The organism is Massilia sp. UYP34 (genome assembly GCF_056279385.1).
Map to the genome: position 1 here is coordinate 1 of NZ_JBWBRF010000032.1, position 25,422 is coordinate 25,422.

A 25,422-nucleotide genomic window follows, 5' to 3' on the forward strand; every position below is an offset into this window, starting at 1 on the left:
GCGCTTTGAAAATCACGCTACTGAGCGATGCTGGAGCGCGGACTCACGTTTCGCCTGGCTCTGCTCACGCCGAGAGCGGGTTATTCGAGGTGGCCCTAAGGAAACACATTGACTCTGGTCAATTTCAGCCTAGCGGCATCAAGGTAACTTACCCGTTGGACTTTCCTTAATTTCAGCAGCCACTGGAGGCAGTGAATGGTCGAAAGCCAGATGATCGCGGTCGGCGCCGCGCTGTCGGCGTTCAGCGGACAATCGCAACACAAGCGCATCATGCGGCTCGATTTTCCGTTCGAGGACGGCCCTCCCGCCATCCTGCTTCCGAACAAACTACAGGTTTCCGAGGCAGTGTCGCGGTGCTTTCGCATCGTGGTCGATGCGCTGTCGGACGACCCGCGCATCCCCCTCAAGATAGTGATGGGCAAAATGGTGACGATCTCCCTGGTGCGGGAAGACGGGTCGCTGCGCTATTTCAACGGTTACATCACCGAGTTCCGTTTCCTGCGCAGCGATGGCGGTTTCGCCTTCTACCAGATGGTGCTCGAACCCTGGCTCGCGTTCACGCGGCTGCGCAAGAACAGCATGTCGTTCCACAACAAGAGCGTGCGCGAGATCACCGAGGAAACCCTGAAGCACTACCGCGCGGCCGACTGGCACATGTACCCGGTCGACGAATCGAAGCTGACGGTCGCCAACCAGTACAACGAGACCGACTACAACCACCTGCACCGCCGCTGGGAAGCGCTCGGCCTGCACTACTGGTACGAGCACGAATTTGGCCGCCACAAACTCATGATCTCGGACAACAGCTTCCTGGCCGAGCCGATCGACGAGGAAGCCTACGTGATCCCGTTCCACGACAAGGGCGGCTCGCGCGAAGACGACGGCATCCACGAGTGGACGGCAGTCCGGTGCCTCGGTCCGGGCCAGGTCACGCTGGCGAGCACGGATTACAAGAATCCGGGGGCGCAGCGTGTCAGCGTCGATTCGGGCAACCAGCAAGGCGACGTCTTCCCCTACGAGATTTACGAGGACACCGGGGCGTACGGCTTTCGCATGCGCAGCGACGGTGAACAACTGGCGGCGCAACGCATGGTCGAGCAGGACAAGAACAGGCAGTATTTCGAGGCGAAGGGCAATGACAGGAGTGTGCTGCCAGGCCGCACGTTCAAGCTCGGCGGTCATTTCAGCGCCGAGCCGCGTTCGCCCGAATACGATCCCGAACCACGCCGCAGTATCGGCGACCGCCGCTACCTGATCCTGGCGGTCGATCACGAAGCGACCAACAACTACCAGGCCGGGCCTGGAGCGCCCTCGCAATACGAGAACCGCTTTACCTGCATCCGCAAGGACATCCGCTGGCGCCCAGGCCCCGGCTTCAACAGCGAGCCCGGCACCTACATGGGGCTGCATACCGCGACCGTGGTCGGCCCCGCCGGCGCCGAGATCCATACGGACGGCTATGGAAGGGTCAAGCTGCAGTTTCCCTGGGACCGGCTGGGCAAGTACGACGAGAACAGCTCGCCCTGGATCCGGGTGATGACCCCCGCCGCCGGCAACGAGTTCGGACAAGTCCGCCTGCCGCGCGTGGGCGAGGAAGTGGGCGTCGTCTATTCCAATGGAAATATCGACCACCCCCTGATCCTGGGCGCAGTTTACAACGGCAAACACATGCCGCCCTGGAAGCTTCCGGAGCAAAGTGCCCTGGCTGGCCTGCGCAGCAGGGAACTCGGCGGCGGCGCGCGCGGCAATCACCTGATCCTGGATGACACGAAGGAACAGATCCAGGCGCAGCTGAAAAGCGATCATCAATGCAGCCAGCTCTCGTTGGGACACATCACGCGCATCGAAGATACCAGCGGGCGCAAGGACGCGCGGGGGGAAGGCTGGGAGCTGACGACCAATGCCTGGGGCGTTGCACGCGCCGCCCAGGGGATGCTCATTACCACCGAAGCGCGACTGAACGCAGCGTCCCATACGAAGGACCTGGGCGAGACCGCTCAGCGGCTGGCGTCGGCGGCACAGATCCAGGAGCAGCTGGCCTCGATGGCGCTCGATCACGACGCGCAGGAAAGCGGTCAACAGGATGAGGCCGTCGAGGACGTCAAAGCCCAGAACGCGGCTATCCGCGGGGCGGCCAAGGGGTCGTCCCCCGAGCTTTCTGAACCGCACCTTGTTGTGGCGAGCCCCGCCGGCATCGAGCTCACGAGCGCCCAGTCGACCCACATCGCCAGCGAACGCCACACCGCGATCACAAGCGGCAAGAGCGTCTCGATCGCAAGCGTCGACGGCCTGTTCGCCAGCGTGGGCAAGACCTTCAGGTTGTTCGTGCATAAGGCGGGGTTGAAGCTGATTGCGGCCGCCGGCAAGGTGTCGGTGCAGGCGCAGAGCGACGACGTGGAAATCATCGCCAACAAGGTGCTCGACATGATCAGCGACACCGAGTGGGTGAACATCCGCGGCAAGAAAGGGGTTCGCATACACGGCGGTGAGAAGAACATGGTCGAGATCGGCGAGCAAGTCCAGTTTTTCACGGCGTCGCCAGTTCTATTTCACGGCAATCTCGAGACGCTGCCGCCAAAAAGCGTGTCGCAGGCTTTCAACGAACGCTCCCGGGATTACCAGTTCGACCAGGAGGTCAACTTCGTCGACGCGAAACTGAAGCCCGAGAAGGACATCGCCTACGAACTCGTGCGCGGCGACGGGACGGTCATGGACGGAAAAACGGCGGCCAGCGGTAGCACCGAGGTACAGAAATCTGGCGGTTTCGACTCCTACACCATCCGCTACAAGGGTGAACTACCATGAGCGATCAATCCGGACTGAACGAGCGCGGCAATTATCAGGGCGAATTCACGCAAGGCGTCGGAGGGTGGGCTGAGTATACGGTCTATATGACGAAGACGGACGACAAGGTCCGCCACGACGTCAAGCTCCCGCCCAAAAAAGTGATTCCCGTGATCTTCCTGCCCGGCGTGATGGGCAGTAATCTTCGGCTGAGCAAGGAACGACAGAAAAAGCTGGAGCGGCCTGATAACCGTTCATGGCGGCCGGATGATATGGTCGGCATCAATGGTGCGGCCGCCCTTGTTAGCGCTGGATTGGTTGGCTGGTACAAAAATGCCTCGCCGGAACAGCGGCAACTCATGCTCGACCCGAACGAGACAGAGGTCGAGTACTACCACTATACGGAAAGCGAAGATCGCTTCGATCCCGAAGGCGCTGAAACGCTGGCTGCGGACAGGCTGCATCAAAACGTGCCCGACATCCTCGAACCCATTCCGCCCCTGATAGGAACGCGTGCGGTAACGAAACGGAGCTTCAAGTACAGTCCACTGATGAAGAAACGGGAAACGCCAGCACAAGTCGCAAGGTGGCGTGGCTGGAGCGAGGTCCTGTTCGCCGGCGCTTACGGGAAAATGTTGAAAACGGCTGAAAGCCACCTCAACAATATGGTGGTAGGAGATGCGGCCAACCCAATGTGGAAACCCCTCTTCGCCGATCCCCGCACTTTTGGCGGCGTAAATGCAGGCGCGGCACTGACGGAGCAGGACCTGAAGAAAATCGCCGCGTGCTGGTATCCCGTCCATGCCATGGGATACAACTTTTTGAAGAGCAATGGCGAGACCGCGACGGTGATTGCGGAGCGCATACGTGGGCTTGCCAAGGGCTACCAGAAGCGGGGCTTCAAATGCGACGAGGTAATCATCGTCACGCACAGCATGGGCGGTCTGCTCGCTCGTGCGCTCATCCATCCGAAGTATGGGAATCTGCTGAACGACCCCGCTGTCAAGGTGCTCGGCATCTACCATAACGTGATGCCGACCATGGGCGCCGCCGCATCCTATAAGCGCATGCGTTTCGGCTTTCTGGAAGGATCGGGGATAAAAGCCGAAACTGGGGCAAAGGTTTTGGGCATTAATGGTGAACATGCCACTGCCATTCTCGCCAACGCGCCTGCCGCACTGGAACTATTTCCCGGATCCGCTTACGGCAAATCGTGGCTGAAGGTCGTGGACGGGTCCGGGCGCGAGATGTGGAGCTGGCCCCGCGACAAAGCGAGCGCCTTGGAGAGCATTTACCTGCAACCCGCCTATCGATGGTGGCGGCTGATCAATCCGAAGTGGGTCAATCCGGGCGACGTGAAAGAATCAGCAGGAGGTGGTATCGCTGCCGTTATCGATCGCTTGACAATGGCCAGTGAATTCATTGAAGACATCAAAACCACCTTTCACCCGACCAGTTGCTACGGCAGCTACTGTTCTTCGCAGGAACGCCTCAGCTATGGCGAGGTCGTGTTCAAGGTGACCGACCGCGACGTATGGGACTCCCGGAACATCAGGTTGTCCCCAGTGGAGACCTGGAAGCTACTGAGCGACGACGCCCAAGGCACATTGAAAGTCCAGACCGCCAGCCGCGTACTGACGCTCGTCCTGCAACCGCCAGCCGCCCCCGGCGACGAAACCGTCCCCGCCGCCCGCTCCGCCAAACAGATCGCGGGCAAGCTATTCGTGCATGGCGAGACCAAGGGCAAGAGCTACGAACACCAGAACAGCTATGCAGACCAGGATGTGCTGGCCTCGCTGCTGTATTCGGTCGTACAAATTGCCAAGACGGCGAAATGGGAGGCAGCGTGAAGATCACTCCGACCCTGCAACGTGGTGCCATATTCGCTGCCTTGCTGATTGCCTTGGTGTCATTAGCTGGAAATTCTCGTACCTATGCCTACAAGGAGACCGCCGTGCCCGAACCAGTCAAGCTCAGTCCGCGTCTGCGCGCGCTGTTCGAGAAAACAAAAATCCTTTGTTTCGGCCGCTATGCGATCGAAGTGCCGCAGGAAGCCCAGCTTGTGTGGGGGAGCGCCTCGTTTCCTTCAGATATAGATATTATTTCGGGAGGTATCGAGAAGGCAAAACGCAGGGCGGAAGGAAAAATTGCGAAATTAAAAAGAGAGAAACGCACTTCCGAAATTACTTACAACGACGTAGGGCCGATCGAGGATAGCTGGCAGACGCGCTATTTCGAAGATAAGTACAAAAAAGAGCGCAACGCGCTGTTCTTCGACACATACATCAGCAAAGGCGAGATCACTTTCGTGCTGGGCGACTCCATCACACAAGGCGAGACCGAAAGCACAGTAGTTACTAGACAGCTCGCGCAAGCCAAGAGCTTGCGGCTGCGCGCAGCGGAAGAGGTGCCGACCGAACCGGGCTTCTGTATCGAACACGGGTTCATGACAGGTGATCGGTACGGTGATTCAGAGAAGGTATATGCAGGAATCTATTTGCCTAGCTTCCCGGACGTTACGTTCTCCGTCAGTTCTAACAAGAATGCTTACGCCGATTACGACAAGGCTGAGTTCGATCAAATGAAGCGCGACGAGTTGTCCCTGCTTGGCCGTATCAAGGGTGCCCAAGATATGCAAGGCATTCTTTACCCCAAGCGGGACGTTCTGCGCGAAGGAAAGCGGGACGTACAGCATTGGAAGGGCGAAGAATCGCTCATTCGAAGGCCCGACGGCACCCACGATTTCGAGTGGGCCTTTGTTGGTACGCCGACAGACGTGGCTAACCCGCCCTCGTTTGGCGCTGCCATGTTCACCAAGGTCAAGGACAATCTGGTCGGGGCCGCTAATAAGGCATCGGTCAGCGACGAAGAGGCAGTCGCGCTGTGGGACAAACTTCTCTCTGGCCTGAAGTTCAGGGTCAAAGTACCTGGCGCCCCCGAAGGCTCCTACTACTTACCTAAAAATAAACCGGAGGCGGCCGCCGCCAAGTGATAATGCGGTGAAACTATTATCAGGAGCGATGATGAAACATCAGGGCCGAGGCGTGATTCGCCTGGACGACAAGACCGACCATGGCGGCAAGGTCATCAGCGCCTCGTCGGAGACGATCGCCATGGGCAAAGCAGCAGCAATCCAGGACGACATGACCTACTGTCCGGCATGCAAAGGAAAATTCGCGATCAAACCAGATGGTGCCGGCGCGAAGCACAAAGGCAAGCCGTACGCCTACGATGGCGATGTGACCGAGTGTGGCGCCCGCCTGATCAGCTCTCTCGACTAATCTTGTTGCAGCGTCAACGATGTCGCTCCTGTACCGCGCTTGCATCCGCTACACAGGTAAATGTAGGCGGTTGATAAAACCGATCAGAGCAGCATGAGCGGTACAGCCCACTCACGATATTCAACTGATCACAGGTATTCGTGCACCTGAGCGAGAGCGCTTGGTCGCTCCTATCACCTACGCGCAAACTTCGTTACAAGGTAGAATGGGTGACATTGCCCTTGTGGCAAGCAGCGAGTGATGACGCAGACACATTAAATTCGATACGACGAGGACTACTACGTTGACTATGCGGTGCGGACCGCTGCCGCAGTTTAGTCAGCGCCCCGTGCATCTCTGCCCCATCCCGTCGGCTCAAGCAGGTGTGACGCATTTGTGACGCAAAATCCCGCAACTTCTGATCGACGCCCTTGGGTGACGTTGACTGAGGTGCTTGGCAAGCGCTGCAAGTCATTGATTAATAAAGAATGCTCATTTCGACCCGGCGACTTTTAATCCGTTGGTCGCGGGTTCGAGCCACGCACGGCCTACCAGAATTTGGAAGAAGCCCACGAATTAGCGTTCGTGGGCTTTTTCGCGTTCTGTTCCCTCGCTGTTCCTTGCGCAAGCGCCCTCGCCTCCCGGCCAATTGTGTCATTCCGCGACAAAATTTTCGTTAAGAAAGTCTGTGTGGGCTAGCGTACTGACGCGCTTTGCCGCAAACGTAGAATTGCTCCGAAGAAATGATATGCACATTGGGTGCAATCGACAGGAGCAACAGATGTTACGCAAAAAATTACTGCCATTAGCACTGATGGCCTTGGGCCACGCAGCCGCATTCGCTCAGACTCCTACCGCTGGTAGTCAAATCCAGCAGATTCCCGCTTCTCCGGTGCCGCTGAAAGCCGCGCCGGACGTGCGCATCGAGGCCGGCAACGCCCTGCCTGCGGCACCATCGGACAGCGTCAAGATCGTCGTCAACCGGGTGCGCGTCGCGGGCGCACAGGCCTACCCGGAACCCAAGCTGCTGGCGCTGACGGGCTTCGTGCCGGGCAGCGAGCTGTCCATGGCCGACCTGCTGCGCATGGCGGCGCGGCTGGTGGCGCACTACCGCCGCGATGGCTACCTGCTGGCCCAGGCGTATCTGCCGGCGCAGGACATCAAGGATGGCGTGGTCACCATCGCCGTGCTCGAAGGTCACTACGGCAAGATCAGCTTCCGTAACCAGAGCAATATGTCCGATCGGCTGCTGGCAAGCCAGATCGACGGCCTGCATGCTGGCGACGCGGTCACCAATGGGCCGCTGGAAAGCGGCCTGCTGCTGCTCTCCGATCTGCCGGGCGTCGTGGTCACCTCCACGCTGGCGCCGGGTGCGTCGGTCGGCAGTGCAGACCTGATCGTCGACGTCGTACCCGGCCGGCGCGTGTCCGGCAGCGTTGACGCCGACAATGCCGGCAACCGCTATACCGGCCAATACCGGCTGGGCGCAACCGTCAACGTCAACCAGGTCCTGGGTCTGGGCGACGTCGCCACCGTGCGCATGATCAGCTCGGGCGAGGGCCTGAACTATGCCCGCGCCTCGTATCAGATGCACTTTGGGAAGGTCCAGGCAGGCCTCGGCTACAGCAAGCTGCGCTATAAGCTGGGCAAGGAATTCGCGCCGCTGCACGCCCATGGCACGGCCGAGGTTGCCAGCATCTTTGCCAGCTACCCGCTGATTCGCTCGCGCAACGCCAACTTGTCTACGCAGATTGCCTACGACGCCAGGAGCTTCCACGACGAGGTCGACCTGACCGGCGCGCTCAGCGACAAGAAAACCGATGTGCTGATGGCCAGCCTGCTTGGCGACCGTCGCGACAAGTTCGGCGGCGGCGGGGCGAACGCCTTCTCGCTGACCTGGTCAAGCGGCGAGCTCGATATCCGCACGCCCGGCGTGCTGGCGATCGATGCCGCCACGGCGCGCAGCAACGGAAGCTTCAACAAGCTGTCCTACAGCGCCTCGCGGGTGCAGCGCATCACCGATGCGGTGTCGCTGTCGGCCGCGATCAACGGCCAGTTCGCCTCGAAAAACCTGGATGTGTCCGAGAAAATGGAACTGGGCGGCATGAACGCGGTGCGCGCCTATCCCGAGGGCGAAGCCTATGCCGACCAGGGCTTCGTCCTGAGCCTGGAAGCACGCGCGCTGTTGCCGAAGCTGTCGGCGCAGCAGCCCGGCCAGCTGCACCTGGTGGGCTTTGTCGATACCGGGCGGGTGACGAGCGAGCGCACCCCGTGGTTGGCCGGACCCAACAGCCGGACCTTGAGCGGCGCCGGCCTCGGCCTGGTCTGGGCCGACAGCAACGACTTCATGGTGCGTGCCTACTACGCCCGCAAGCTCGGCAGCGAAACAGCCACGTCGGCGCCCGACAAGTCGGGACGCTTCTGGCTCCAGGCCGTGAAATTCTTCTAAGCGCCGTTCCCACTGATTGACAGAACAAGGACTCACCATGAATACCATCTACAGATCAATATGGAACGCGCAGGCCGGCACCTTTGTCGCCGTCTCCGAAAACGCCAAGGGCGCCGGCAAGGCCGCGTCCTCGAGCACCACCGGCGCCGGCGCGCGCTTTGCACTGGGCGCGCTGGTCAGCGCGCTGGCGCTCGCCTTTACGCCGGCAGTACAGGCCCAGCAACCCACCGGCGGCGTCGTCACGGCCGGCGGCGCCACCATTAACATCGGCGCCAACGGCATGACCATCACGCAAACGAGCCAGAACGTGGCGATCAACTGGCAGGGCTTTTCGATCGGCGCCGGCGACAGCGTGCGCTTCGTGCAGCCGGACAGCAGCGCCGTCGCGCTCAACCGGGTGGTCGGCCCCGACCCATCGCGCATCCTGGGCACACTGTCGTCCAACGGCAAGGTGTTCCTGGTGAACCCCAACGGCGTCCTGTTCGGCAAAGGCGCATCGGTCAACGTGGGCGCGCTGGTCGCATCCACCGGCAACATCAGCGACGCCGACTTCATGGCGGGCCGCTACACGTTTTCTGGCAGCGGCGACGCCGTCGTGCGCAATGAAGGCGCGCTGCAGGCGGCCGACGGCGGCTATATCGCCCTGCTGGCCAAGGACGTCAGCAATGACGGCAGTATCTCGGCTCCGCTGGGCACGGTTGCAATGGCCGGCGGCAGCGCCTTCACCATGGATATGCTCGGCGACAGCCTGCTCGGCGTCAGCGTCGACCAGGGTGCGCTCAACGCACTGGCCAGAAACGGCGGCCTGATCCAGGCAGATGGCGGCCAGGTGCTGCTGACCACCCAGGGCGCCGGCAGCCTGCTGCACACGGCGGTGAACAATACCGGCGTGATCCGCGCCCAGCGCCTTGAAAATCAGGGCGGCGTCATCAAACTGCTGGGCGACATGCAGTCGGGCACCGCCAGTGTGGGCGGCACGCTCGACGCCAGCGCGCGCGCCGGCGGCGACGGCGGTTTCATCGAAACCTCGGCCGCCACGGTGAAGGTGGCCGCCGACGCCCAGATCAGCACCAGCGCGCAACAGGGGCTGACCGGCACCTGGCTGATCGATCCGCAGGACTTCGTCATCGGCGGCGACGCAACCGACAACATTTCTGGCGCAACGCTGTCGGCCCTGCTTGTTACCAACAGCGTCACGATCGTGACGGCCCCTGATCCGCAGGTCACCACAGCCGGCACCCCGCCGCTGACCAACATCGGCACGGCAAGCGAAGGCAATGGCGATATCCACGTCAATCAGGCGGTGAGTTGGACGGCGAGTTCGAGCCCGACCACGCTGACGCTGGAAGCAGTGCGCGACATCAATATCAACCAGCCGATCAGCGCCACCAATGGCAATCTGGTGGCATGCTGCGGCCGTGACATCAACGTCAACGCCGCCGTTACCACTGTCAACGGCAGCGTGCTGCTGGGCGCCGGGCGCAATCTGAACCTGTTGGCCGCATTGACCACCACTGACGGCAACCTGATGATGTGCGCCGGCAATGACGTGAACATCGACGGACAGATCACGCTGACCAGGGGCAGTAGCATTCCGGACCAGAGCCTCGGCCTGCCGCTCGGCCTTGTGCTAAGCGCCGGCACCGATGGCAGCGGCGAGGGAACGGTGAACTTCTCGCCCGTCGCGCCTCCCGTCACCGTGACCGGACCGGACGCGCCGGCGCTGGTGATCTACAATCCCGTTTCGTACACCGCACCAACCGACTACCTGCCGCAATTCACGCTGTCGGGTGGTTCCACGCTCACCCAGAAAATGCTGGTATCGCCAACCGGTGCCGACAAGATCTTCGACGGTTCGACCTCGGCCACCCTGACGTCCCTACTCGGCGCCCCAAGCGGCGTGACCCTGATCGCAGACGCGGGCGCCACGGCGAGTTTCGACAGCGCCGACGTCGCAACCGGCAAGACCGTCAGCTTCACCGGCTACAGCCTTGGCGGCCCGCAGGCTGCGAGCTATGCGCTGCCCGTGTCGTGCTGCGGCGTGATCACTGGCAAGACGCAGGCGAATATTACGGCGGCAGTCGTGCCGCCACCGGTGGTCGTGCCGCCGCCGGTGGTTGTGCCGCCGCCGGTCGTCGTACCGCCGCCGGTAGTGGTCGTCCCGCCGCCGGTGGTTCAGCCGCCAGTGGTGGTGCCGCCGCCCGTCGTCGTGCCGCCACCGGTGGTGGTCGTGCCGCCGCCAGTGGTCGTGCCGCCGCCGGTGGTCGTGCCGCCGCCGGTGGCCCCTCCGGTGGTAGTGCCCCCCCCGGTCGTGGTCGCGCCGCCGATTGTCGTGCCACCGCCAGTTGTCATCGCGGCGCTGGTCGAAGCTGCGTCGCTTGTCGCAGCGCCGCCGGTCGTCGGCCCGCGCGTCCTCGTGGTGCCGCAACCGGTTGTCGTGCCGCCAATCCAGGTGCTTGCGGCAACGGAGGAGTTGCCGCCCGTGTTTGTGTTGCCACGTCCGCCAGTGCCAGCCCAACCGCCGGTCGTCGCGCCGCCGGTAGCCGAGCTGCCCGACACCCACGTGCCGCCGAATCGTCCCGTCAAGCCGGATCGCAACTAAGGACGGTATGAAGTCCTGCAAGCAACTGCTCGTGCTGGCGGCGTGCGCCGCCTCCAGCCTTGGCACGGCGCCGGCGCGTGCGGCTGACACGGCCGTGCGCGCCAGCTTCCAGCACGCGCACGCATCGCCGGATGCGGTGAAAGTTGCCGACTGGGTTATCGGGTCCAACAATCATCGTGACCTGCCCTTCATGATCGTCGACAAGAAGGCCGCCATGGTCTACGTTTTCGACGGCAAAGGGCAATTACGCGGAAGTGCCGCCGCGCTGCTGGGCGCGGCCGTCGGTGACGATTCCGTTCCCGGCATTGGCGAGCGAAAAATCTCGAGCATTCTGCCCGAGGAGCGGACCACGCCGGCCGGCCGCTTCGTGGCCGCATTGGCGCGCAATATCCATGGCAAGGAAATCCTGTGGGTCGACTATGCGGCTGCGATCTCGCTCCATCGCGTGGCGACCGGCAATCGCGCCGAGCGCCGTGCCGAACGCCTGGCCAGTGCCACGACGCAGGACAATCGTATCTCCTACGGATGCATTAACGTGGCAGCGACGTTTTTCGACAAGATCGTGATGCCTGCCTTTAAAAATAATGGCATCGTGTACGTGCTGCCTGAGACGAAGTCGCTGCAGCAGGTCTTTGCTTCGTATAGCGAGGCCAAGGGACTGAGCGCGCATTGATTTTAATCCGTTGGTCGCAGGTTCGAATCCCGCATGGCCTACCAAAGAATTCAGTAAAGATGCGAACAAAAAACGCCAGGCACAGCCTGGCGTTTTTGTTTCTGCAATATCCCCGTTCATTCATTTCCACCTTGCGCACCTGACGCAAGATGGCCGCCCTCGCCTTCCCAGTTGGCGACCTCGGCGGGTATGTCAGAGCCCGGTGGACGATAGGTCACGGTCTTGGTCACGGCCGCATCGATTTCCTGGGGTGTCATCAGCACCGTCGTCTTGCACGTCGTGACGCCGGAGGCATCGACCCTGAGCGCCAGCGCCGCGGCGGTGGCGTTGTCGGGAAGCTCGCCGATAATGACGACATCCCTGTCGCCGAACGCGAAATAAAAGGCTTCGACCTTCCCGCCTAGCGAGTGGAATAATTGATCGACAGCCTCGCGCCGCCGCGTTCCGCCTTCCTTCAGCAGGCCGTTGATCCCCTCGCTGAGATAGCTCGCTTCAACCAGATACTTAGCCATGTGAGGTCCTTCCAGAATCACGTTCCCGGCGAAAGAATTCGCTTCGTACGCTTGCCGGCAATGCCCGGCTGACACCATTTACCCCCGGCCGCCGGTTTTGCGTGACCCAATGTTTGACAGCTCGCAGGAAGCAGCGGTTCAACCAGCGCGCGTGCGAATAGCCTGGGTTTCGCGCCCGGGGCTGCAGCGTTGACTGCCGGGTTGTGTGACATCCGTCTCCAGGAAATCCACGAGAAACTCACCGGTTCTGGTCAACGCAAACAAGCAGGCGCTTTCATCCAGACGCAGGACCTGCGATAGTTGGTGTTAAAATAATTGCAACTTCCGGAGTCTCTCGATATGCACCTGATAGAACGAATTTTCCTGGTCGGCTACCTGCTGATCGTTGCCCTCTTCTTTACTTGCGGAATGGGTTTGATCGTATTGGCCGGGATCGAAACCTGGCATGCGATCAGCCCCTTCAATTCCGAGCCCGCCAGTGAGCGGTTCGACGTGCTGCTCGAATGTATTGGCCTGCTGACCATCGCGGTCGCGTCGCTGGAGCTGGGGCAGACCGTGCTCGAAGAAGAAGTCCAGCGCTCGGCCAATATCAGCGCGCCGACCCGCGTGCGCCGTTTCCTGTCGCGCTTCCTGATCGTGGTCGTGGTCGCCCTGTCGGTCGAAGCCTTGATCGGCGTCTTCAAATTCGTGAACGGTGCGCCGCAATTCCTCCCGCACGCCGCCTCGGTCGGCCTGGCTGCCGCCGCGATCCTCGCGACCTGGGGCCTGTTCATCCGCATGAATACCGAGGCCGAGAAACTCGAGCCGGAAGCCATGCGCGAAGTGAAGGCCGAAGACGACGAAATCGAACGCGACGTCGAAGGGGATCCGAAGACGAAATACGCGCCCGTCGAGCAGAGCGAATTGCCGCCAGGGCATGAACACGCACCCGACGCGCAGCAGGAAGCGCAGGAAGAAGCGCCGAAAAAAGCGCAGGACCGGGCGCCCAAAAACGGCGATGACCCAGCCGGCGTCCATAAAAAGTGACTCAAAGCACTTGGTAAATCGGTCAAGTAACGCTATAATCTTGTCTTCTTCGGGTCGTTAGCTCAGTTGGTAGAGCAGCGGACTTTTAATCCGTTGGTCGCGTGTTCGAGCCACGCACGGCCTACCAGAGATTCAGACAACAGCGCCAGCCTTCGGGTTGGCGTTGTTGTTTTCACTTTCCGAACGCCATGCCCCAGACGATCGCCAGCGCCGTTCACCACGAACTGGTCATCAAGAAAAGCCGCTTCATCGCCTGCGTGCAGCCGATGCCGGACCGCGCCGGGGCGGTCAAGATCGTGGCCGAACTGCGTGCCCGGCATCCGGGTGCGGCCCATGTGTGCTGGGCCCTGCTGGCCGGCGGCCAGTCGGCGGCGGTCGATGACGGCGAACCCAGCGGCACCGCGGGCCGTCCCATGCTCGACGTATTGCGCCACCAGGACCTGGAAGGCGTGCTGGCCACCGTGGTGCGCTACTTTGGCGGCGTCAAGCTCGGCGCGGGCGGACTGGTGCGCGCCTATACCGACAGCGTGGCCCAGGCCCTGCTGACGGCAACCAAGGTCCCGATCGTCAAGCTGCGCCAGTTACGCTGCAGCGTTCCCTATGCCATGGAAGGCATGCTGCGGCGCGAACTCGAGGCCGCCGGCGCCAGCCTCGACGCGGTGGAGCACGGCGACGACGTGCGCTTCACCTTCAGCCTGCCGGCGGGCGCCGCCGACGCGCTGCGCGCGCGCCTCGACGAAGCCGGCCACGGCCGCCTGCAATGGCCTTCCGACGCGGACGACGGGGACCGCGAACCGGCTTGACGCCATTCCCGCGCCCTATACCCGTCATCACGACACGAAAGCGGACGCATCCGCTCGTGCCCGGTATAGTGCCAGACCCGGCCGCGCATACGCTTCGGCCGGCTTTCCTCTTTCCACCCCGAACAACAACAATCCCGTGATCAAGAAAAGCCTACTTCCTCTCGCCCTCGGCGGCTTCGGCATCGGCATGACCGAATTCGTCATGATGGGCATCCTGCCCGACATCGCCAGCGGCCTGCACATCACCATTCCGCAAGCCGGCTACCTGATCACCGCCTACGCACTGGGCGTCGTGGTCGGCGCACCGACCCTGGTCAGCCTGGTGGCCGGCCGCCCGCCGCGCAGCGTGCTGATCTGGTTCATGCTGATGTTCGCCATCTTCAATGCGATGTCGGCCTTCGCGCCGAACTTCGAGATCATGATGGTCTCGCGCTTCCTGGCCGGCCTGCCGCATGGCGCCTTCTTCGGCGTCGGCGCCGTCGTGGCCAGCCGCCTGGCCGACGAGGGCCGCACCGCCGCCGCCGTCGCCACGATGTTTACCGGCCTGACCCTGGCCAATGTGCTGGGTGTGCCGCTGGGCACCTGGATCGGCCACACCATCGACTGGCGCCTGGTGTTCCTGATCGTGGCCGTGATCGGCCTCTTCACCATGCTGAGCCTGCGCCAGTGGGTGCCGCACATCGAACCGGGCAAGCGCACCGGCATCATGCAAGACCTGCGCATCTTCCGCCATCTCGACCTGTGGCTGGCGCTGGGCATCGTCTCGATCGGCACCGGCGGCTTCTTCGCCTGGTTCAGCTATATCGCGCCGCTGCTGACCGACGTCACGCGCTTCGATTCGACCACGATTCCCCTGATCATGACCGCGGTCGGCGTCGGCATGACGGTCGGCGTGCAGTTCGGCGGCCGCCTGGCCGACCGCGTGCACCCGCTGCCCGCCCTCTTGATCCTCATGATGTCGATGACCGTTCTCCTGCTGTGCAACGGCTTCCTGGCGGAGTCGAAGCCGGCGATGGTCGTGCTGGCCTTCCTGACGGGCGCCAATGCGCTGGCGATCGGCCCCCCGATCCAGCTGCTGCTGATGGAGCACTCGCGCGAAGCCGAGATGCTCGGCTCCTCGCTGGGCCAGTCCGGCTTCAATATCGGCAATGCGCTGGGCGCCTTCCTCGGCGGTGTGCCGCTGACGCTGGGCTATGCGTTCACGGCGCCGCAGTGGGTGGCGGCGGCCCTGGCGCTGTGCGGCGTGGGCTTGTCGGCGTTCATGCTGGCGCGCCACCGCATGCAGATGCGGGTGCTGGCCGGCTGCGCCTGACCCGGCGCAGGCTGGCGCGATATCCCTGCTACGCCGTCGCCCTGGCGACGGCGGCTTGAGCGTCGAACGTGGCGGCGTGCCGGGCTGTAAACGCAATACGCTTGCGCCGATGTCCGTTACACCAGAGCGATGTCGCCCATGGCCTTCGCGGTCTCGGCAGACTCATCCAGGATATCTTGCAGGGTGACCTCGTCGAACACGAAGTCGAGTGCGCTCTCGCCATGTTCCGGCAACTGGGCGCGGCGGCCGTCGAGGGGCGAGGCCACCGGCGCATACTGGTTCGCGAGCAGCAGCGTATCGAGCAAGGTGCCCGGCGGCATGTTCATCCAGCCGCCGCGCATGTCGGCGATCGACTCCGACACCGCGGGCGGAATCGACAGCTTTTTCATCACTTCGGCGCTGACCACGTCTTCGCACAGGGCGCCCCAGTTCTCCGGATCGTCGTCCAGCAGGCCGGGAAATTCGTCGGCCCGTGCCAGCAGGTAGAAGGCGCCGACCTCGTGCACGATGCCGGCGAACAGGGCGGTATCGGGATCGACGCCAGTGACGCGGCGCGCCAGCGAATGGGCGATCGAGGCGACCTGGGTCGTGTGCGCCCACAATTGCTCGGCCTTGGCGCGCAGGCCGGGATCGTTGATGCGGTTGCCGAATTGCCGCACTACCAGGCTGGCCACCAGGGCCTGCAGGCGCCGGTAGCCGATGCGCGACAGCGCGGCGCGAACGTTGGTCACCGGTATCGCACTGCCGCCGCCGAAGGCGGCCGTATTGGCGATGGCGACCGTGCGTGCGGCCAGTTGTGGTTCGGCCAGCACCAGGCGGATCGCCTCGTCGATATGACAATCCGGGTCGTCCAGGGCGAGCTGCAGGCGCAACACGGCATTGACGCTGGTGGGGAAAGTGATCTCACCGCGAACGGCCTGCGCCGCGATGTATCCGAATGCTTCGAGTTTATTCACGTCGGTCATTATAGCCTCCGCCGGATGCCGGGCCGGACACCATGCCCGCCCCACATCCACCGGCCGCCCAAACTGTGGCGCGTCATCCACACCGCATGAGCGCAAACCCGGAAAGCAAAACAGCCCGCGCGCCGGTAGGCTGCGGGCTGCAAGCCGGTCAGGCTGGCATTACTTGACCTTGATGGCGCTCCTGACGCTGGTCACGCCGTCGACATCCCTGGCCAGCTGCATGGCCTTGTCGGCTTCGGCCTTCGATGCGACGAAGCCGCTCAGCATCACGACACCGCCTTCGGTGTCGACGCTGATTTCCATGCCCTTCAGGTCAGGGTCGGCCACCAGGCCCGCCTTGACCTTGGTGGTGATGGTGCTGTCCGCGGCCACGCGGACCGTCTTCTCGGCGGCGCGCTCGGTGGCGTTTTCCGTCTTGCGGACGGCGTTCGAGGCCATTTCTTTGGTGCGGTCGACGGCGACCGCGGTCTTTTCCTTCACGGTGGCGAGCGCTTCGCGGGTGCGTTCGCCGGCGCCGGCCATACCGGTCTTCTCGGCCACGTTCGACGCCACCTCGCGGGTCTTGTCCGCCGCATTGCGCGCCGCTTCGCGGGTGTTCTCGGCCGCGTTCGCCGCCGCTTCGCGGGTGCTGGCGGCGACCGCCGCGCCGGTGGTTGCGGTCACGCCGGCGGCCGTGGTCACGTTGCCGCGCTCGTCGATCACGCAGGCGGTATGCGCATTGCCGCTGGCCTCCTGACACTTCTGCACGGCGGCTGCCTTCCTGGGGTCGAGGGTATCGGTGCGTGCCACCAGGCCGGCCCCGCCGCTGCCGCCGACAGCGGTGGCGCCATCGCGATCGTCCAGGCGCGCCAGCGCGGCATCACGGATCGAGCCGGCCGTGGCCTGGCAGCGGTCCTTGTCGCCGGCCGCGCTGGCGTCGCACTGGGTATCGGCCAGCGCGTGCTCGGCGCGGATCACCTTGGCGCGTGCATCGCGCAGGTTGGCGCCGGTGCTGTCGTGCCTGGTGTAGGCATCGAGTTCCGCGCGCGCCTGGGCCAGCTTTGCTTCGTCGTCGCACACCTGCCCGGCATTGCCGCTCCTGGCGTCGCACCTGGCCTTGGCGCTTCGGTAGTCCGCGGCCGCCTTGTCCATCGCGGCGCGGTGGGCGTCCCGGTCGACAGGGGCAGCATGGGCAGGAGCCACGGCGACGGCGGCTACGGCGCTGGCGATCAGCGTGGCGATGAGGGTTTTCATGATTGGATTCCCTTGCATGCATGGTTGGAATGACATCCATTAAACGCCCCGCCCGCTTCGATATCTGTGCGACAGCGTACCTTGCCTGGACAAACCAGATTGCAGGACACAGCCCCAAGCTACTCACCCTCAAGACACTCACCCTCCAAACGCAAGAACGTCGTTTCCGCTTTGCGCGAAAAACGACGTTCAGGGGTTGCTCCGGTTACCGCAGGGATGCGGCGCCAGGATCAGCAGGGATTACTTGGCCTTGTTGGCGTCACGCGCGGCGTCGCGGGTGGCCTTGGCCTGGTCTTCGCATTTGTCCTCGGCATCGCCTTTCAGCGCATCGCATTTCTCGTCAGCCAGGTCGTACTCTGCATCGATGACCTTGTCGCGTGCCTTGCGCACGTTGTTGCCGGTGTTGTCGTGCTTCGTGGTCGCATCGAGTTCCGCCTTCGCGCGCGCCAGCTTGGCTTCATCTTCGCAGATGTCTTCGGCGTTGCCGCTCATGGCGTCGCACTTGTCCTTGGCCACACGGTAGTCGGCCTTCACCTTGTCCATGGCCGTCTTGTGGGCATCCTTGTTGGTCTGGGCGGCGGCAGGGGCGATGCCGATGGCGGCGACGGCGGCGGTAGCGATCAGCGTGGCGATGAACGATTTCATGTTGAGTCCCTCTATTGAGTTATTGGTGGGACTCATTAAACGCCTGTACTGACGAGCTCTCTGTGCGTCACCGAACACTTATAAAAAATTCAATTGCTCGCACAGGGACGAGTGCTCGCCGCGCACAGCGCCGTCACTCGCTCAGCAGCAAGCCTTCGCGCCATAGCGCATCGGCGGCCGCGAATGGCGTCATGCGGCTGTCGAACTGCGCGCCATTACCGGCCAGCCTTACCCAGGCGCGCGTGTCGTGGCCGCTGCGCGGCACCGCCACGCCGGCGCGCACGCCGCTCAGCCAATCGTGCACCCGCGCATATTCGCCGGGATTGGTGCGCTGGACCCAGGCCAGCGCCACCAGGTCGGCGAAACCTTCCTCGCGCCGGGTGTCGCGCATCGCCTTCGCCGCGGCCAGCAGCGCGCTGTCGTGCGAGGTTTCGCGGCCGGTCTCGACAAAGCCGGCCGGCAGCAGGTGCCACTCGCCCTGGGCATAGCGCCAGCAATGGGCCAGTTCATGCGCGGCCATGGCCTCGATCAAGAGTGCCTGCTCGGCGGCGGGAACGCCTGCCAGCACCTTCTCGGCGTCGGGATTGCCGCGCATCGACAACACCAGCTTGCAGCGCCCCCCGGCGAAGCCCATCGCCAGCGGCACGGCGCCGGCGGAGGCCTGCGGCTGGACGATGACGTCCACCGGCAGGGATATCGACTTCGAGTAGTCCAGCACCGGGGCGGCCGCGCGTAGCCAGCGCGATTCCTGGGCGGTCAGTTGGGCGGCCTGCAAGGGGAGCACAGCGGATGCCGCGGCGCAGATCGCCGCGACCAGGAAGGGCTTGGACATAGTGCTTCTCCACGATGAAAGAAATTCCTATCGGAAATTCTATCTCCGGATCGCACACTACTTTCAGGAAAATATTTCTGTATGTTTAAAAAAATCAAGGACCGCAATGGCGGCCTCCCGCGTCGCACAGGTCAACGATGCCATGATTGCACCAGCATGGCGAACCGCAGCGTGAAAGGCGTCGCCTTCCCCGCGTTCAACGCACGGTCGCCAGCGCCTCGCCCTGATGCCAGCCGCCGCCCAGGGCGCGCGCCACCGCCACCGTCGCCAGCAGGCGCTGGGTGCGGATCCCGGCCGCGGCGCGGTCCGCCGCCAATGCGCTGCGCTGGGCGTCGGTCACGTCGAGATAGGTCGACAGGCCGCGCTCGTAGCGCGCCTGCGCCACCAGCAGCGCGCGCGCCGCGGCCTCTTGCGAACGGGCCTGCACTTCGCCCTGTTTCTGGCGCTGCTGCAGGTCGGACAGCGCGTCTTCGACTTCGCGCAGCGCCGTCAACAACGTCGTCTGGTGGTTGGCCACGGCCTCGTCGTAGCGCGCCCTGGCCAGCGCCAGGTTGGCGCGATTGCGGCCGCCGTCGAAGATCGGCAGCGACAGCGCCAGCGGGCCGACCGAGAACTGGCGCGCCCCGCCTTTCGTCAGGTCGTTCAGGCTTTGCGAGGCATAGCCGACATTCCCGGTCAGCGACAGCGCCGGATAGAACGCGCCTTCGGCCACGCCGATCTGCGCATTGGCGGCCTTCAGCTGCGCGCTGCTGGCCGCCAGGTCGGGCCGCTGGCCCACCAGGCTGGCCGGCAGGCCGACGGGAATCGCGGGCGGCTGCGGCAGTTGCGCGGCCGCGGTTTCCGTCTGGCTGGGGGCCGGCAACGGCGCGCTGGGCGTGCTGCCCACCAGCGTGGCCAGCGCATGTTCGACCAGGTTGCGCTGGCGCTGCACCTCGTGCAGGTCGGCTTCGGCGTTGGCGCGCTCGATGCGCGCGCGCGACACGTCCAGCTCGTTCGACAGGCCGGCATGGAAACGCGCCTCGACCAGTTCCTGCGCCTCGCGCCGCGTGGCCAGCGCGTCCTCCAGGATCGCGCGCTCGGCGTCCAGGCCGCGCAGCTGCCAGTACGCCGACGCGACCTGGCTCGACAGCAGCAGGATCACGCCGTCGCGGTCAATCTGCGCCGCCAGCGCCTGCGCATCGCTGGCCTCGACGAGGCGGCGCACGCGGCCCCACAGGTCGAGCTCATACGACAGCGAGGCGCCGACGCTGTAGTTGTTGCCCTCGATCGAGCGGCCGCCCAGGGCCAGGCCCTGCGACGTCTCGGCCGAGGTGCGGGCATTCGACACGCCGGCGCCGACCGCGACGCCCGGCAGCTGGCCGGCGCGCACCACGCCGAGCTGCGCCTGCGCCTGCAGCAGGCGCTGGGCCGCGGCCTGCACGCCCGGATTGTCGCGCAGCGCGCGCGCCTCGAGGCGGTCGAGGGTGGCGTCATGGAACACGGTCCACCAGGCGGCCGGCAAACGCGCGGCGTCGCTGGCCGGGTCGGCATGACGGTACGCGGTTTGCGCCGGCGCGTCGGGCGCCCGGAAATCGGGGCCGAGCGTGCTGCAGCCGGCGGTCAGGGCGGCAATCGCAAGGACGCCGGCGAGAGGTTTGAACATGGTTTTTCTCTCCATTCGAATTCAGTGGGCGCCCGAGCCGCCCGGCGACTTGACCTTGTCGGCCATCCAGATCGCCGCGATGCAGGCGAGCAGGATCATGCCGATGATCCAGAAGCCGTCGTTATAGGCCATCACATAGGCTTCGCGCCGCACCAGGCGGTCGACCACGGCCAGCGCCTGGTTCGCTGCCCGGGCCGGATCGATGCCCCTGGCGATGAAGCCCTGGGTCAGCGCGTCCAGGCGTTCCTGGGTCGCAGGCGCATAGCTGGAGACCGCTTCGCCCAGGCGCGCCGAGTGGAAGTGTTCGCGGTTGGTGAGCGACGTCGCCAGCAGCGCGATGCCGATCGAGCCGCCCAGGTTGCGTGTCATGTTGAACAGGCTCGAGGCCGACCCCATGTCGCGCGGCGGCAGGCCGGACATCGCGAAGTTCGACAGCGTCAGCATCACGAACGGCTGGCCGATGGCGCGCACGACCTGCGTCCACATCAGCTGGTCGTAGCCGGTGGTGGCGTCCATGAAGGAATTCATGATGCACGAGATGCCGAACATGAACAGGCCGAAGCTGCACAGGATGCGGTTGTCCACTTTTGAGGACAATTTGGCCGCGAACGGCATCACCAGCAACTGCGGCAGGCCGACCCAGGCGATCACTTCGCCGATCTGCATCGGCGTATAGCCGGCGATCTGGCCTAGGTACAGCGGCAACAGGTAAGAGGATCCATACAGGCCCATGCCGATCACCGCCGACAGCGTGGTCGCCACCAGGAAGTTACGCTGGCCGTAGAGGCGCAGGTTGACGAACGGTTCCGGCTTCGAGAAGCAGAGCGCCACCCAGCCCAGGAGGCCCGTGAGCGAGAGCGCGGCGAAGGTCACGATGAAACTCGAATCGAACCAGTCCTTCGAATTGCCCTCTTCCAGGAAGATCGTCAGGCAGGCCAGGCCCATCGCCATCAGCGCGATGCCCAGCCAGTCGGCCTTTACCAGCGTCCTGAGGTTGGCCTTCTCGGGATTCAGGCCCCAGGCTATGCCGGCGATGAGCAGCACGCCCGGCGCCCAGTTGATGTAGAAGATCGACGGCCAGCCATACAGCTCGGACAAGTAGCCGCCCAGGGTCGGGCCCATGGCCGGCGCCAGGGTCGCGGTCAGGCCGAAGATGGCCATGCCGGTAGCGCGCTTCGACGGCGGCAGCAGGGTCATCACGAGGGTCATCGCCATCGGGATCAGCGCGCCGCCGGTGAAGCCCTGCAGCATGCGAAACACGATCATGCTCTCCAGGCTCCAGGCCGCGCCGCACAGGGTCGAGAACACCAGGAACAGCGCGGTGGTGCCGATCATGTAGTTGCGTACGCCAAAGGCGCGCGTGAACAGCGCCGTCAGCGGGATCACGACGATCTCGGCGCACAGGTAGGCGGTCGAGATCCACGAGCCTTCTTCCTGCGTGGCCGACAGGGTGCCGAGGATGTCGCGCAGCGAGGAATTCGTGATCTGGATGTCGAGCACCGCCATGAAGGCGCCCAGCATGCCGGCGGCGATCGCGATCCAGGTGCGCAGGTCCACGGCGGCCCCATTGCCTGGTGCGCCCGGCATGGCGCCAGGGCCGGCGGGTTTGCTCAGCGTCGTCATGGCAAGCGCTTAGTGAACGGCCGCGGTTCGGGTCGGTTTGACGTCCTGGCCGAGTTCGACCTCGGCCACCACCGACATGCCGGGCACCAGGCGGCCGGCGTATTTTTTCACGTCACGCGGGTCGAGCGTGATCTTGACCGGCACGCGCTGCACGATCTTGGTGAAGTTGCCGGTCGCGTTATCGGCCGGCAGCAGCGCGAACTGGTTGCCCGAGGCCGGGGCGAAGCTGTCCACGCGGCCCACCAGGTGATGCTCGGGCAGCGCGTCGACGGCGATATCGACCAGCTGTCCCGGCGCCAGGCCGGCGAGCTGGGTTTCCTTGAAGTTGGCGACCACCCAGACGTTGTCCTCGACCACCGCCAGCATCGCCTGGCCCGGCTGCACGCGGGCGCCGGCTTCGACGCTGCGGCGGCCGACGCGGCCGTCCACCGGCGCGACGATGCGGTTGTAGGCCAGCTGCTGCAGCGCTTCCTTCGACTGCGCCTGCAATACCTTCACCTGCGCCTCGAGCACGTCGCGGCCCGCCTCGGCAGCGCCGATCTGGGCTTGCGCCGCGGCGGCGTTATCGCGGCGTGCGGCCAGGTCGGCCACGGCGGCGTCGCGCGCGGCGTTCGAGGCATCCACCTCGGCCTTCGAGACCGCCTTCATGGTCTCGTTGTACAGCTGGCCGAAGCGTTCGGCATCCTGGCGCGCCCGCAGCAACTGGGCCTGGGACTGCTTGACCTGGGCGGCGGCGGCGGCGGCCTGCGCGCGCACCTGCTCGATCTGGGCCCCGGCCTGCTTGACCTGCTGCTGCATGCTGGCGATCTGGGCGTCGATCTGCTCGACACGCACGGCATGGTCCGCCGGATCCAGCTCGGCGATCACGTCGCCCGCCTTCACCAGCTGGTTGTCGTCCACCAGGACCCTGGTCACCACGCCGGCCACCCGCGACGACACCTGGTGTACGCGCCCGGTGACGTAGGCATTTTCGGTCTCGACGAAGTGATGGCTGCGATACCACATGCGTGCGCCGGCGCCGATCGCCGCCAGCGCGATCAGGCCGACCACGACCAGCACGCGCTTGTTGGGCCCGCTCTTGCCGGGCCCGCTGCCCGGCGCCCCGACCGCCGGGGATGGCGCCGCGGGCGCCTGCCCTGCCGTGCTGTGCATCTCTGCCATGGAAAAGCTCCGCAAATAAAATGAAATGAGGTCATCGCATTATTTGCCAGCAATAGGCGGAAGTCAAGAAATGAAACGGTTGCGTTTCATTTACATTTACACTAGAGTCTTTGCCATGAGCAAAGCACAGAGTGACGCACCAGCGGTCGTCAAATCCGCCGGACGCCCGAAGGCGTCGGAAGTCGAGGCCCGTACCCAGCAATTGATCGAGGCCGCGGGCTGCCTCTTCTTGCGCCATGGCTATACCAAGGTCAGCCTGGAAGCCATCGCCCGCGAGGCGCGGGTGGCGGTGCGCACGATCTATGTGAAATTCGGCGGCAAGGCCGGCCTGCTCAGGGCCGTGCTCGCCTCACGGCGCGAACGCATGTTTGCCGGGCACAGCATGGACGCCGACACCCGGCCGCTGCGCGAGATCGTCGACGATTTCGCGCGTCACTTTTACGATTTGCTGGTCGACCCCGATACGATGGCCATGCAGCGCGTGGTGATCGCCGAAGCCGCCAGCAATCCGGAACTGGCCGAGGCTTTCTATGAAGGCGGGCCGCGCCTGACGCGCGAGATGCTGCAGCGCTTTTTTTCGCGCCCGGACATCCGCAGCCAGCTGCGCGACGACGTGCCGCTGGATTTGCTGCCGATCCACCTGATCGGCTGCATCAGCGGCGATCCGATCGGGCGCTTCCTGTTTCCCGAGACCACACCCACGCGCGAGCAAGCGCAATGCGAGCTGGCGGCGCGCCTCGAGCTGTTCTACGCCAGCGTCCTGAAAAAATGTTAAATAATTGTTAAATTGCGAGGCTAAGTGCGGCATCGCACGAACACAACGGGCAGTTTTATGGCACTCTGTCAGTCTTCACAGAGGATGTCGTGAATATCAATAACAGCGGCGAGACCGCGAGGAGAAAGCATGAGCAAGTCGTCCAGATACGAATGGCGTGACCAACAGGCATCGCTGCAAGAACGCATGAAGAACTTCATTGAAAATCCTGGCGCCGACCAGATGGAAGCGGTCATCGCTGAAATGCGTACCTATGCCGCCGCCGCCAAGGCCGGCACGATCGATATTCCGGAACGCTTCGTCAGCTTCGGCTAAAAGCGAGGTCGCGTTCATCGTAATGCCGTCCGGTGCGAGCCGGGCGGCATTTTTCATTGGTGACGCCCTTCAGACGGCCGACACCGGCACGGGCCTGGCCTGCTCTTCCACGTCGTACACACGCGTGAGCAGGTGCACCTTGCGCGGCGCCCGGTGGCGCTCGTGCAGTTCGCGGGTCAGCACCTCGACCCGGCGCGGCCGCAGCGCCACCTGCTGCGGATCGACGGTGCCGATGGCGCCCGGCACGTATTGGCTGAACTGCGAGGCCAGCAGCTGGGACACCGTGCCGGTAATGGTCGCCGGCGCGCCGTGGACCATGGTGTGGAGTTCGAAACAGCGGGTTTCCGGCAACACGTAGACGGTCCCGACGTACTCGTTGCTGTGCTCGTCCATCTTGCCCTCCTGAGCTGAACGCGGGCGCGGCAAGTCGGCTTGCCGCCGTATTCCCTCATGATAGGCTTTTGACAGGCGCTGGCAAGCAGCGCACGTGGCGCCGGCGGCGGAGTCAAGGTGGCGCCGTCACGCGGCCGATCGCGGCCGAACGCGGCCGAACGCGGTAGAGCAAGCGATCCATTACCGGAGTAACGACAAGCAGGCCCGCATGTTCTTGCCGCATGGCGAACGTCCGATCCGCACGCCGCGGCGGCAGTTGACGGAACAATCGGACTCGCAGTTCTGGCAGAACCGGCGCCGGACAATGAAAAACGGGACCATCGTGAACTGACCCCGTAAAGTTGGACGGTTGGTCTCAGTGAAGTGCCGAGGGCTGGGTTCTGTATTGAACAGGACTCAGCCCTTTTAGCTTCATCT

21 protein-coding genes and 1 tRNA gene are annotated in these 25,422 nt (G+C 64.0%); 13 read left to right on the forward strand and 9 right to left on the reverse strand.

Features of this window, described 5'->3' with window-relative positions; all coding sequences use genetic code 11:
* The first annotated feature begins 195 nt into the window (after window positions 1–195).
* From ACZ9AQ_RS23380 to ACZ9AQ_RS23410, 7 genes are all read left to right on the forward strand, one after another.
* Window positions 196–2,805: a type VI secretion system Vgr family protein gene (locus ACZ9AQ_RS23380; RefSeq protein WP_429207062.1), complete on the forward strand. Its 2,610-nt coding sequence runs from the start codon at window positions 196–198 to the stop codon at window positions 2,803–2,805.
* Window positions 2,802–4,634, forward strand: a complete 1,833-nt coding sequence (locus ACZ9AQ_RS23385; protein WP_429207064.1) for an esterase/lipase family protein — start codon at window positions 2,802–2,804, stop codon at window positions 4,632–4,634. Before ACZ9AQ_RS23380 ends, ACZ9AQ_RS23385 begins: the two co-directional genes overlap by 4 nt.
* Entirely contained in the window at window positions 4,631–5,776 is a 1,146-nt protein-coding gene (locus tag ACZ9AQ_RS23390) for a T6SS immunity protein Tli4 family protein (RefSeq protein WP_429207065.1), read from the forward strand. Before ACZ9AQ_RS23385 ends, ACZ9AQ_RS23390 begins: the two co-directional genes overlap by 4 nt.
* A gap of 31 nt (window positions 5,777–5,807) precedes the next feature.
* Window positions 5,808–6,065 (forward strand): PAAR domain-containing protein, encoded by a 258-nt coding sequence (locus ACZ9AQ_RS23395; RefSeq protein WP_429207066.1) that lies wholly within the window; start codon window positions 5,808–5,810, stop codon window positions 6,063–6,065.
* A gap of 871 nt (window positions 6,066–6,936) precedes the next feature.
* The gene (locus ACZ9AQ_RS23400) at window positions 6,937–8,493 is read left to right on the forward strand and encodes a ShlB/FhaC/HecB family hemolysin secretion/activation protein (RefSeq protein WP_429207068.1); all 1,557 of its coding nucleotides are present in this window, start codon (window positions 6,937–6,939) and stop codon (window positions 8,491–8,493) included.
* A 37-nt stretch (window positions 8,494–8,530) separates the two neighbouring features.
* Entirely contained in the window at window positions 8,531–11,095 is a 2,565-nt protein-coding gene (locus tag ACZ9AQ_RS23405) for a two-partner secretion domain-containing protein (protein ID WP_429207070.1), read from the forward strand.
* A 7-nt stretch (window positions 11,096–11,102) separates the two neighbouring features.
* A complete protein-coding gene (locus ACZ9AQ_RS23410) occupies window positions 11,103–11,768 on the forward strand; it encodes a hypothetical protein (protein WP_429207072.1) in 666 nt (221 codons plus the stop codon).
* Window positions 11,769–11,884: 116 nt separating this feature from the next.
* On the opposite strand, the gene ACZ9AQ_RS23415 is transcribed toward ACZ9AQ_RS23410, so the two are convergent.
* Window positions 11,885–12,280, reverse strand: coding sequence for a GYD domain-containing protein (locus tag ACZ9AQ_RS23415; protein WP_429207074.1), 396 nt, complete (start codon window positions 12,278–12,280; stop codon window positions 11,885–11,887).
* A 315-nt stretch (window positions 12,281–12,595) separates the two neighbouring features.
* Here ACZ9AQ_RS23415 and ACZ9AQ_RS23420 point away from each other — a divergent pair, with 315 nt between their 5' ends.
* The 4 genes from ACZ9AQ_RS23420 (at window position 12,596) to ACZ9AQ_RS23435 (ending at window position 15,421) form a co-directional block, all read left to right on the forward strand.
* On the forward strand, window positions 12,596–13,306 hold the full coding sequence (locus tag ACZ9AQ_RS23420; RefSeq protein WP_429207075.1) for a hypothetical protein: 711 nt from the start codon (window positions 12,596–12,598) through the stop codon (window positions 13,304–13,306).
* 51 nt (window positions 13,307–13,357) lie between these two features.
* Window positions 13,358–13,433, forward strand: a tRNA-Lys gene (locus tag ACZ9AQ_RS23425).
* Window positions 13,434–13,494: 61 nt separating this feature from the next.
* Window positions 13,495–14,109, forward strand: coding sequence for an IMPACT family protein (locus ACZ9AQ_RS23430; protein ID WP_429207077.1), 615 nt, complete (start codon window positions 13,495–13,497; stop codon window positions 14,107–14,109).
* Between the two features lie 136 nt (window positions 14,110–14,245).
* Window positions 14,246–15,421, forward strand: coding sequence for an MFS transporter (locus ACZ9AQ_RS23435; protein ID WP_429207079.1), 1,176 nt, complete (start codon window positions 14,246–14,248; stop codon window positions 15,419–15,421).
* Between the two features lie 116 nt (window positions 15,422–15,537).
* Here ACZ9AQ_RS23435 and ACZ9AQ_RS23440 read toward each other — a convergent pair whose 3' ends face one another.
* From ACZ9AQ_RS23440 to ACZ9AQ_RS23470, 7 genes are all read right to left on the reverse strand, one after another.
* Window positions 15,538–16,386 (reverse strand): HDOD domain-containing protein, encoded by an 849-nt coding sequence (locus tag ACZ9AQ_RS23440; RefSeq protein ID WP_429207081.1) that lies wholly within the window; start codon window positions 16,384–16,386, stop codon window positions 15,538–15,540.
* Window positions 16,387–16,545: 159 nt separating this feature from the next.
* Window positions 16,546–17,619, reverse strand: a complete 1,074-nt coding sequence (locus tag ACZ9AQ_RS23445; RefSeq protein WP_429207083.1) for a BON domain-containing protein — start codon at window positions 17,617–17,619, stop codon at window positions 16,546–16,548.
* 240 nt (window positions 17,620–17,859) lie between these two features.
* On the reverse strand, window positions 17,860–18,264 hold the full coding sequence (locus ACZ9AQ_RS23450; protein WP_429207084.1) for a cell envelope biogenesis protein TolA: 405 nt from the start codon (window positions 18,262–18,264) through the stop codon (window positions 17,860–17,862).
* Window positions 18,265–18,397: 133 nt separating this feature from the next.
* Window positions 18,398–19,096 (reverse strand): hypothetical protein, encoded by a 699-nt coding sequence (locus tag ACZ9AQ_RS23455; protein WP_429207086.1) that lies wholly within the window; start codon window positions 19,094–19,096, stop codon window positions 18,398–18,400.
* Window positions 19,097–19,292: 196 nt separating this feature from the next.
* Window positions 19,293–20,738, reverse strand: a complete 1,446-nt coding sequence (locus ACZ9AQ_RS23460) for an efflux transporter outer membrane subunit (protein WP_429207088.1) — start codon at window positions 20,736–20,738, stop codon at window positions 19,293–19,295.
* A gap of 21 nt (window positions 20,739–20,759) precedes the next feature.
* On the reverse strand, window positions 20,760–22,361 hold the full coding sequence (locus ACZ9AQ_RS23465) for a DHA2 family efflux MFS transporter permease subunit (protein WP_429207090.1): 1,602 nt from the start codon (window positions 22,359–22,361) through the stop codon (window positions 20,760–20,762).
* A 9-nt stretch (window positions 22,362–22,370) separates the two neighbouring features.
* Entirely contained in the window at window positions 22,371–23,522 is a 1,152-nt protein-coding gene (locus ACZ9AQ_RS23470; protein WP_429207092.1) for an efflux RND transporter periplasmic adaptor subunit, read from the reverse strand.
* Window positions 23,523–23,637: 115 nt separating this feature from the next.
* Between ACZ9AQ_RS23470 and ACZ9AQ_RS23475 the strand changes: the two genes are divergently transcribed.
* Together ACZ9AQ_RS23475 and ACZ9AQ_RS23480 are read left to right on the forward strand one after the other, a co-directional pair.
* Window positions 23,638–24,297, forward strand: a complete 660-nt coding sequence (locus ACZ9AQ_RS23475; protein ID WP_429207094.1) for a TetR/AcrR family transcriptional regulator — start codon at window positions 23,638–23,640, stop codon at window positions 24,295–24,297.
* Window positions 24,298–24,426: 129 nt separating this feature from the next.
* The gene (locus ACZ9AQ_RS23480) at window positions 24,427–24,612 is read left to right on the forward strand and encodes a hypothetical protein (protein ID WP_109346579.1); all 186 of its coding nucleotides are present in this window, start codon (window positions 24,427–24,429) and stop codon (window positions 24,610–24,612) included.
* A gap of 69 nt (window positions 24,613–24,681) precedes the next feature.
* On the opposite strand, the gene ACZ9AQ_RS23485 is transcribed toward ACZ9AQ_RS23480, so the two are convergent.
* On the reverse strand, window positions 24,682–25,005 hold the full coding sequence (locus ACZ9AQ_RS23485) for a hypothetical protein (RefSeq protein ID WP_429207096.1): 324 nt from the start codon (window positions 25,003–25,005) through the stop codon (window positions 24,682–24,684).
* Window positions 25,006–25,422 lie beyond the last annotated feature (417 nt).

Bases quoted from the DNA above. Each gene is read 5' to 3' on its own strand.
- ACZ9AQ_RS23395 (WP_429207066.1), top strand. From the start codon at position 5,808: ATGAAACATCAGGGCCGAGGCGTGATTCGCCTGGACGACAAGACCGAC.
- ACZ9AQ_RS23460 (WP_429207088.1), bottom strand. From the start codon at position 20,738: ATGTTCAAACCTCTCGCCGGCGTCCTTGCGATTGCCGCCCTGACCGCC.
- ACZ9AQ_RS23465 (WP_429207090.1), bottom strand. From the start codon at position 22,361: ATGACGACGCTGAGCAAACCCGCCGGCCCTGGCGCCATGCCGGGCGCA.
- ACZ9AQ_RS23470 (WP_429207092.1), bottom strand. From the start codon at position 23,522: ATGGCAGAGATGCACAGCACGGCAGGGCAGGCGCCCGCGGCGCCATCC.
- ACZ9AQ_RS23415 (WP_429207074.1), bottom strand. From the start codon at position 12,280: ATGGCTAAGTATCTGGTTGAAGCGAGCTATCTCAGCGAGGGGATCAAC.
- ACZ9AQ_RS23480 (WP_109346579.1), top strand. From the start codon at position 24,427: ATGAGCAAGTCGTCCAGATACGAATGGCGTGACCAACAGGCATCGCTG.
- ACZ9AQ_RS23405 (WP_429207070.1), top strand. From the start codon at position 8,531: ATGAATACCATCTACAGATCAATATGGAACGCGCAGGCCGGCACCTTT.
- ACZ9AQ_RS23440 (WP_429207081.1), bottom strand. From the start codon at position 16,386: ATGACCGACGTGAATAAACTCGAAGCATTCGGATACATCGCGGCGCAG.
- ACZ9AQ_RS23475 (WP_429207094.1), top strand. From the start codon at position 23,638: ATGAGCAAAGCACAGAGTGACGCACCAGCGGTCGTCAAATCCGCCGGA.
- ACZ9AQ_RS23385 (WP_429207064.1), top strand. From the start codon at position 2,802: ATGAGCGATCAATCCGGACTGAACGAGCGCGGCAATTATCAGGGCGAA.
- ACZ9AQ_RS23485 (WP_429207096.1), bottom strand. From the start codon at position 25,005: ATGGACGAGCACAGCAACGAGTACGTCGGGACCGTCTACGTGTTGCCG.
- ACZ9AQ_RS23380 (WP_429207062.1), top strand. From the start codon at position 196: ATGGTCGAAAGCCAGATGATCGCGGTCGGCGCCGCGCTGTCGGCGTTC.
- ACZ9AQ_RS23450 (WP_429207084.1), bottom strand. From the start codon at position 18,264: ATGAAATCGTTCATCGCCACGCTGATCGCTACCGCCGCCGTCGCCGCC.
- ACZ9AQ_RS23455 (WP_429207086.1), bottom strand. From the start codon at position 19,096: ATGTCCAAGCCCTTCCTGGTCGCGGCGATCTGCGCCGCGGCATCCGCT.
- ACZ9AQ_RS23410 (WP_429207072.1), top strand. From the start codon at position 11,103: ATGAAGTCCTGCAAGCAACTGCTCGTGCTGGCGGCGTGCGCCGCCTCC.
- ACZ9AQ_RS23445 (WP_429207083.1), bottom strand. From the start codon at position 17,619: ATGAAAACCCTCATCGCCACGCTGATCGCCAGCGCCGTAGCCGCCGTC.
- ACZ9AQ_RS23430 (WP_429207077.1), top strand. From the start codon at position 13,495: ATGCCCCAGACGATCGCCAGCGCCGTTCACCACGAACTGGTCATCAAG.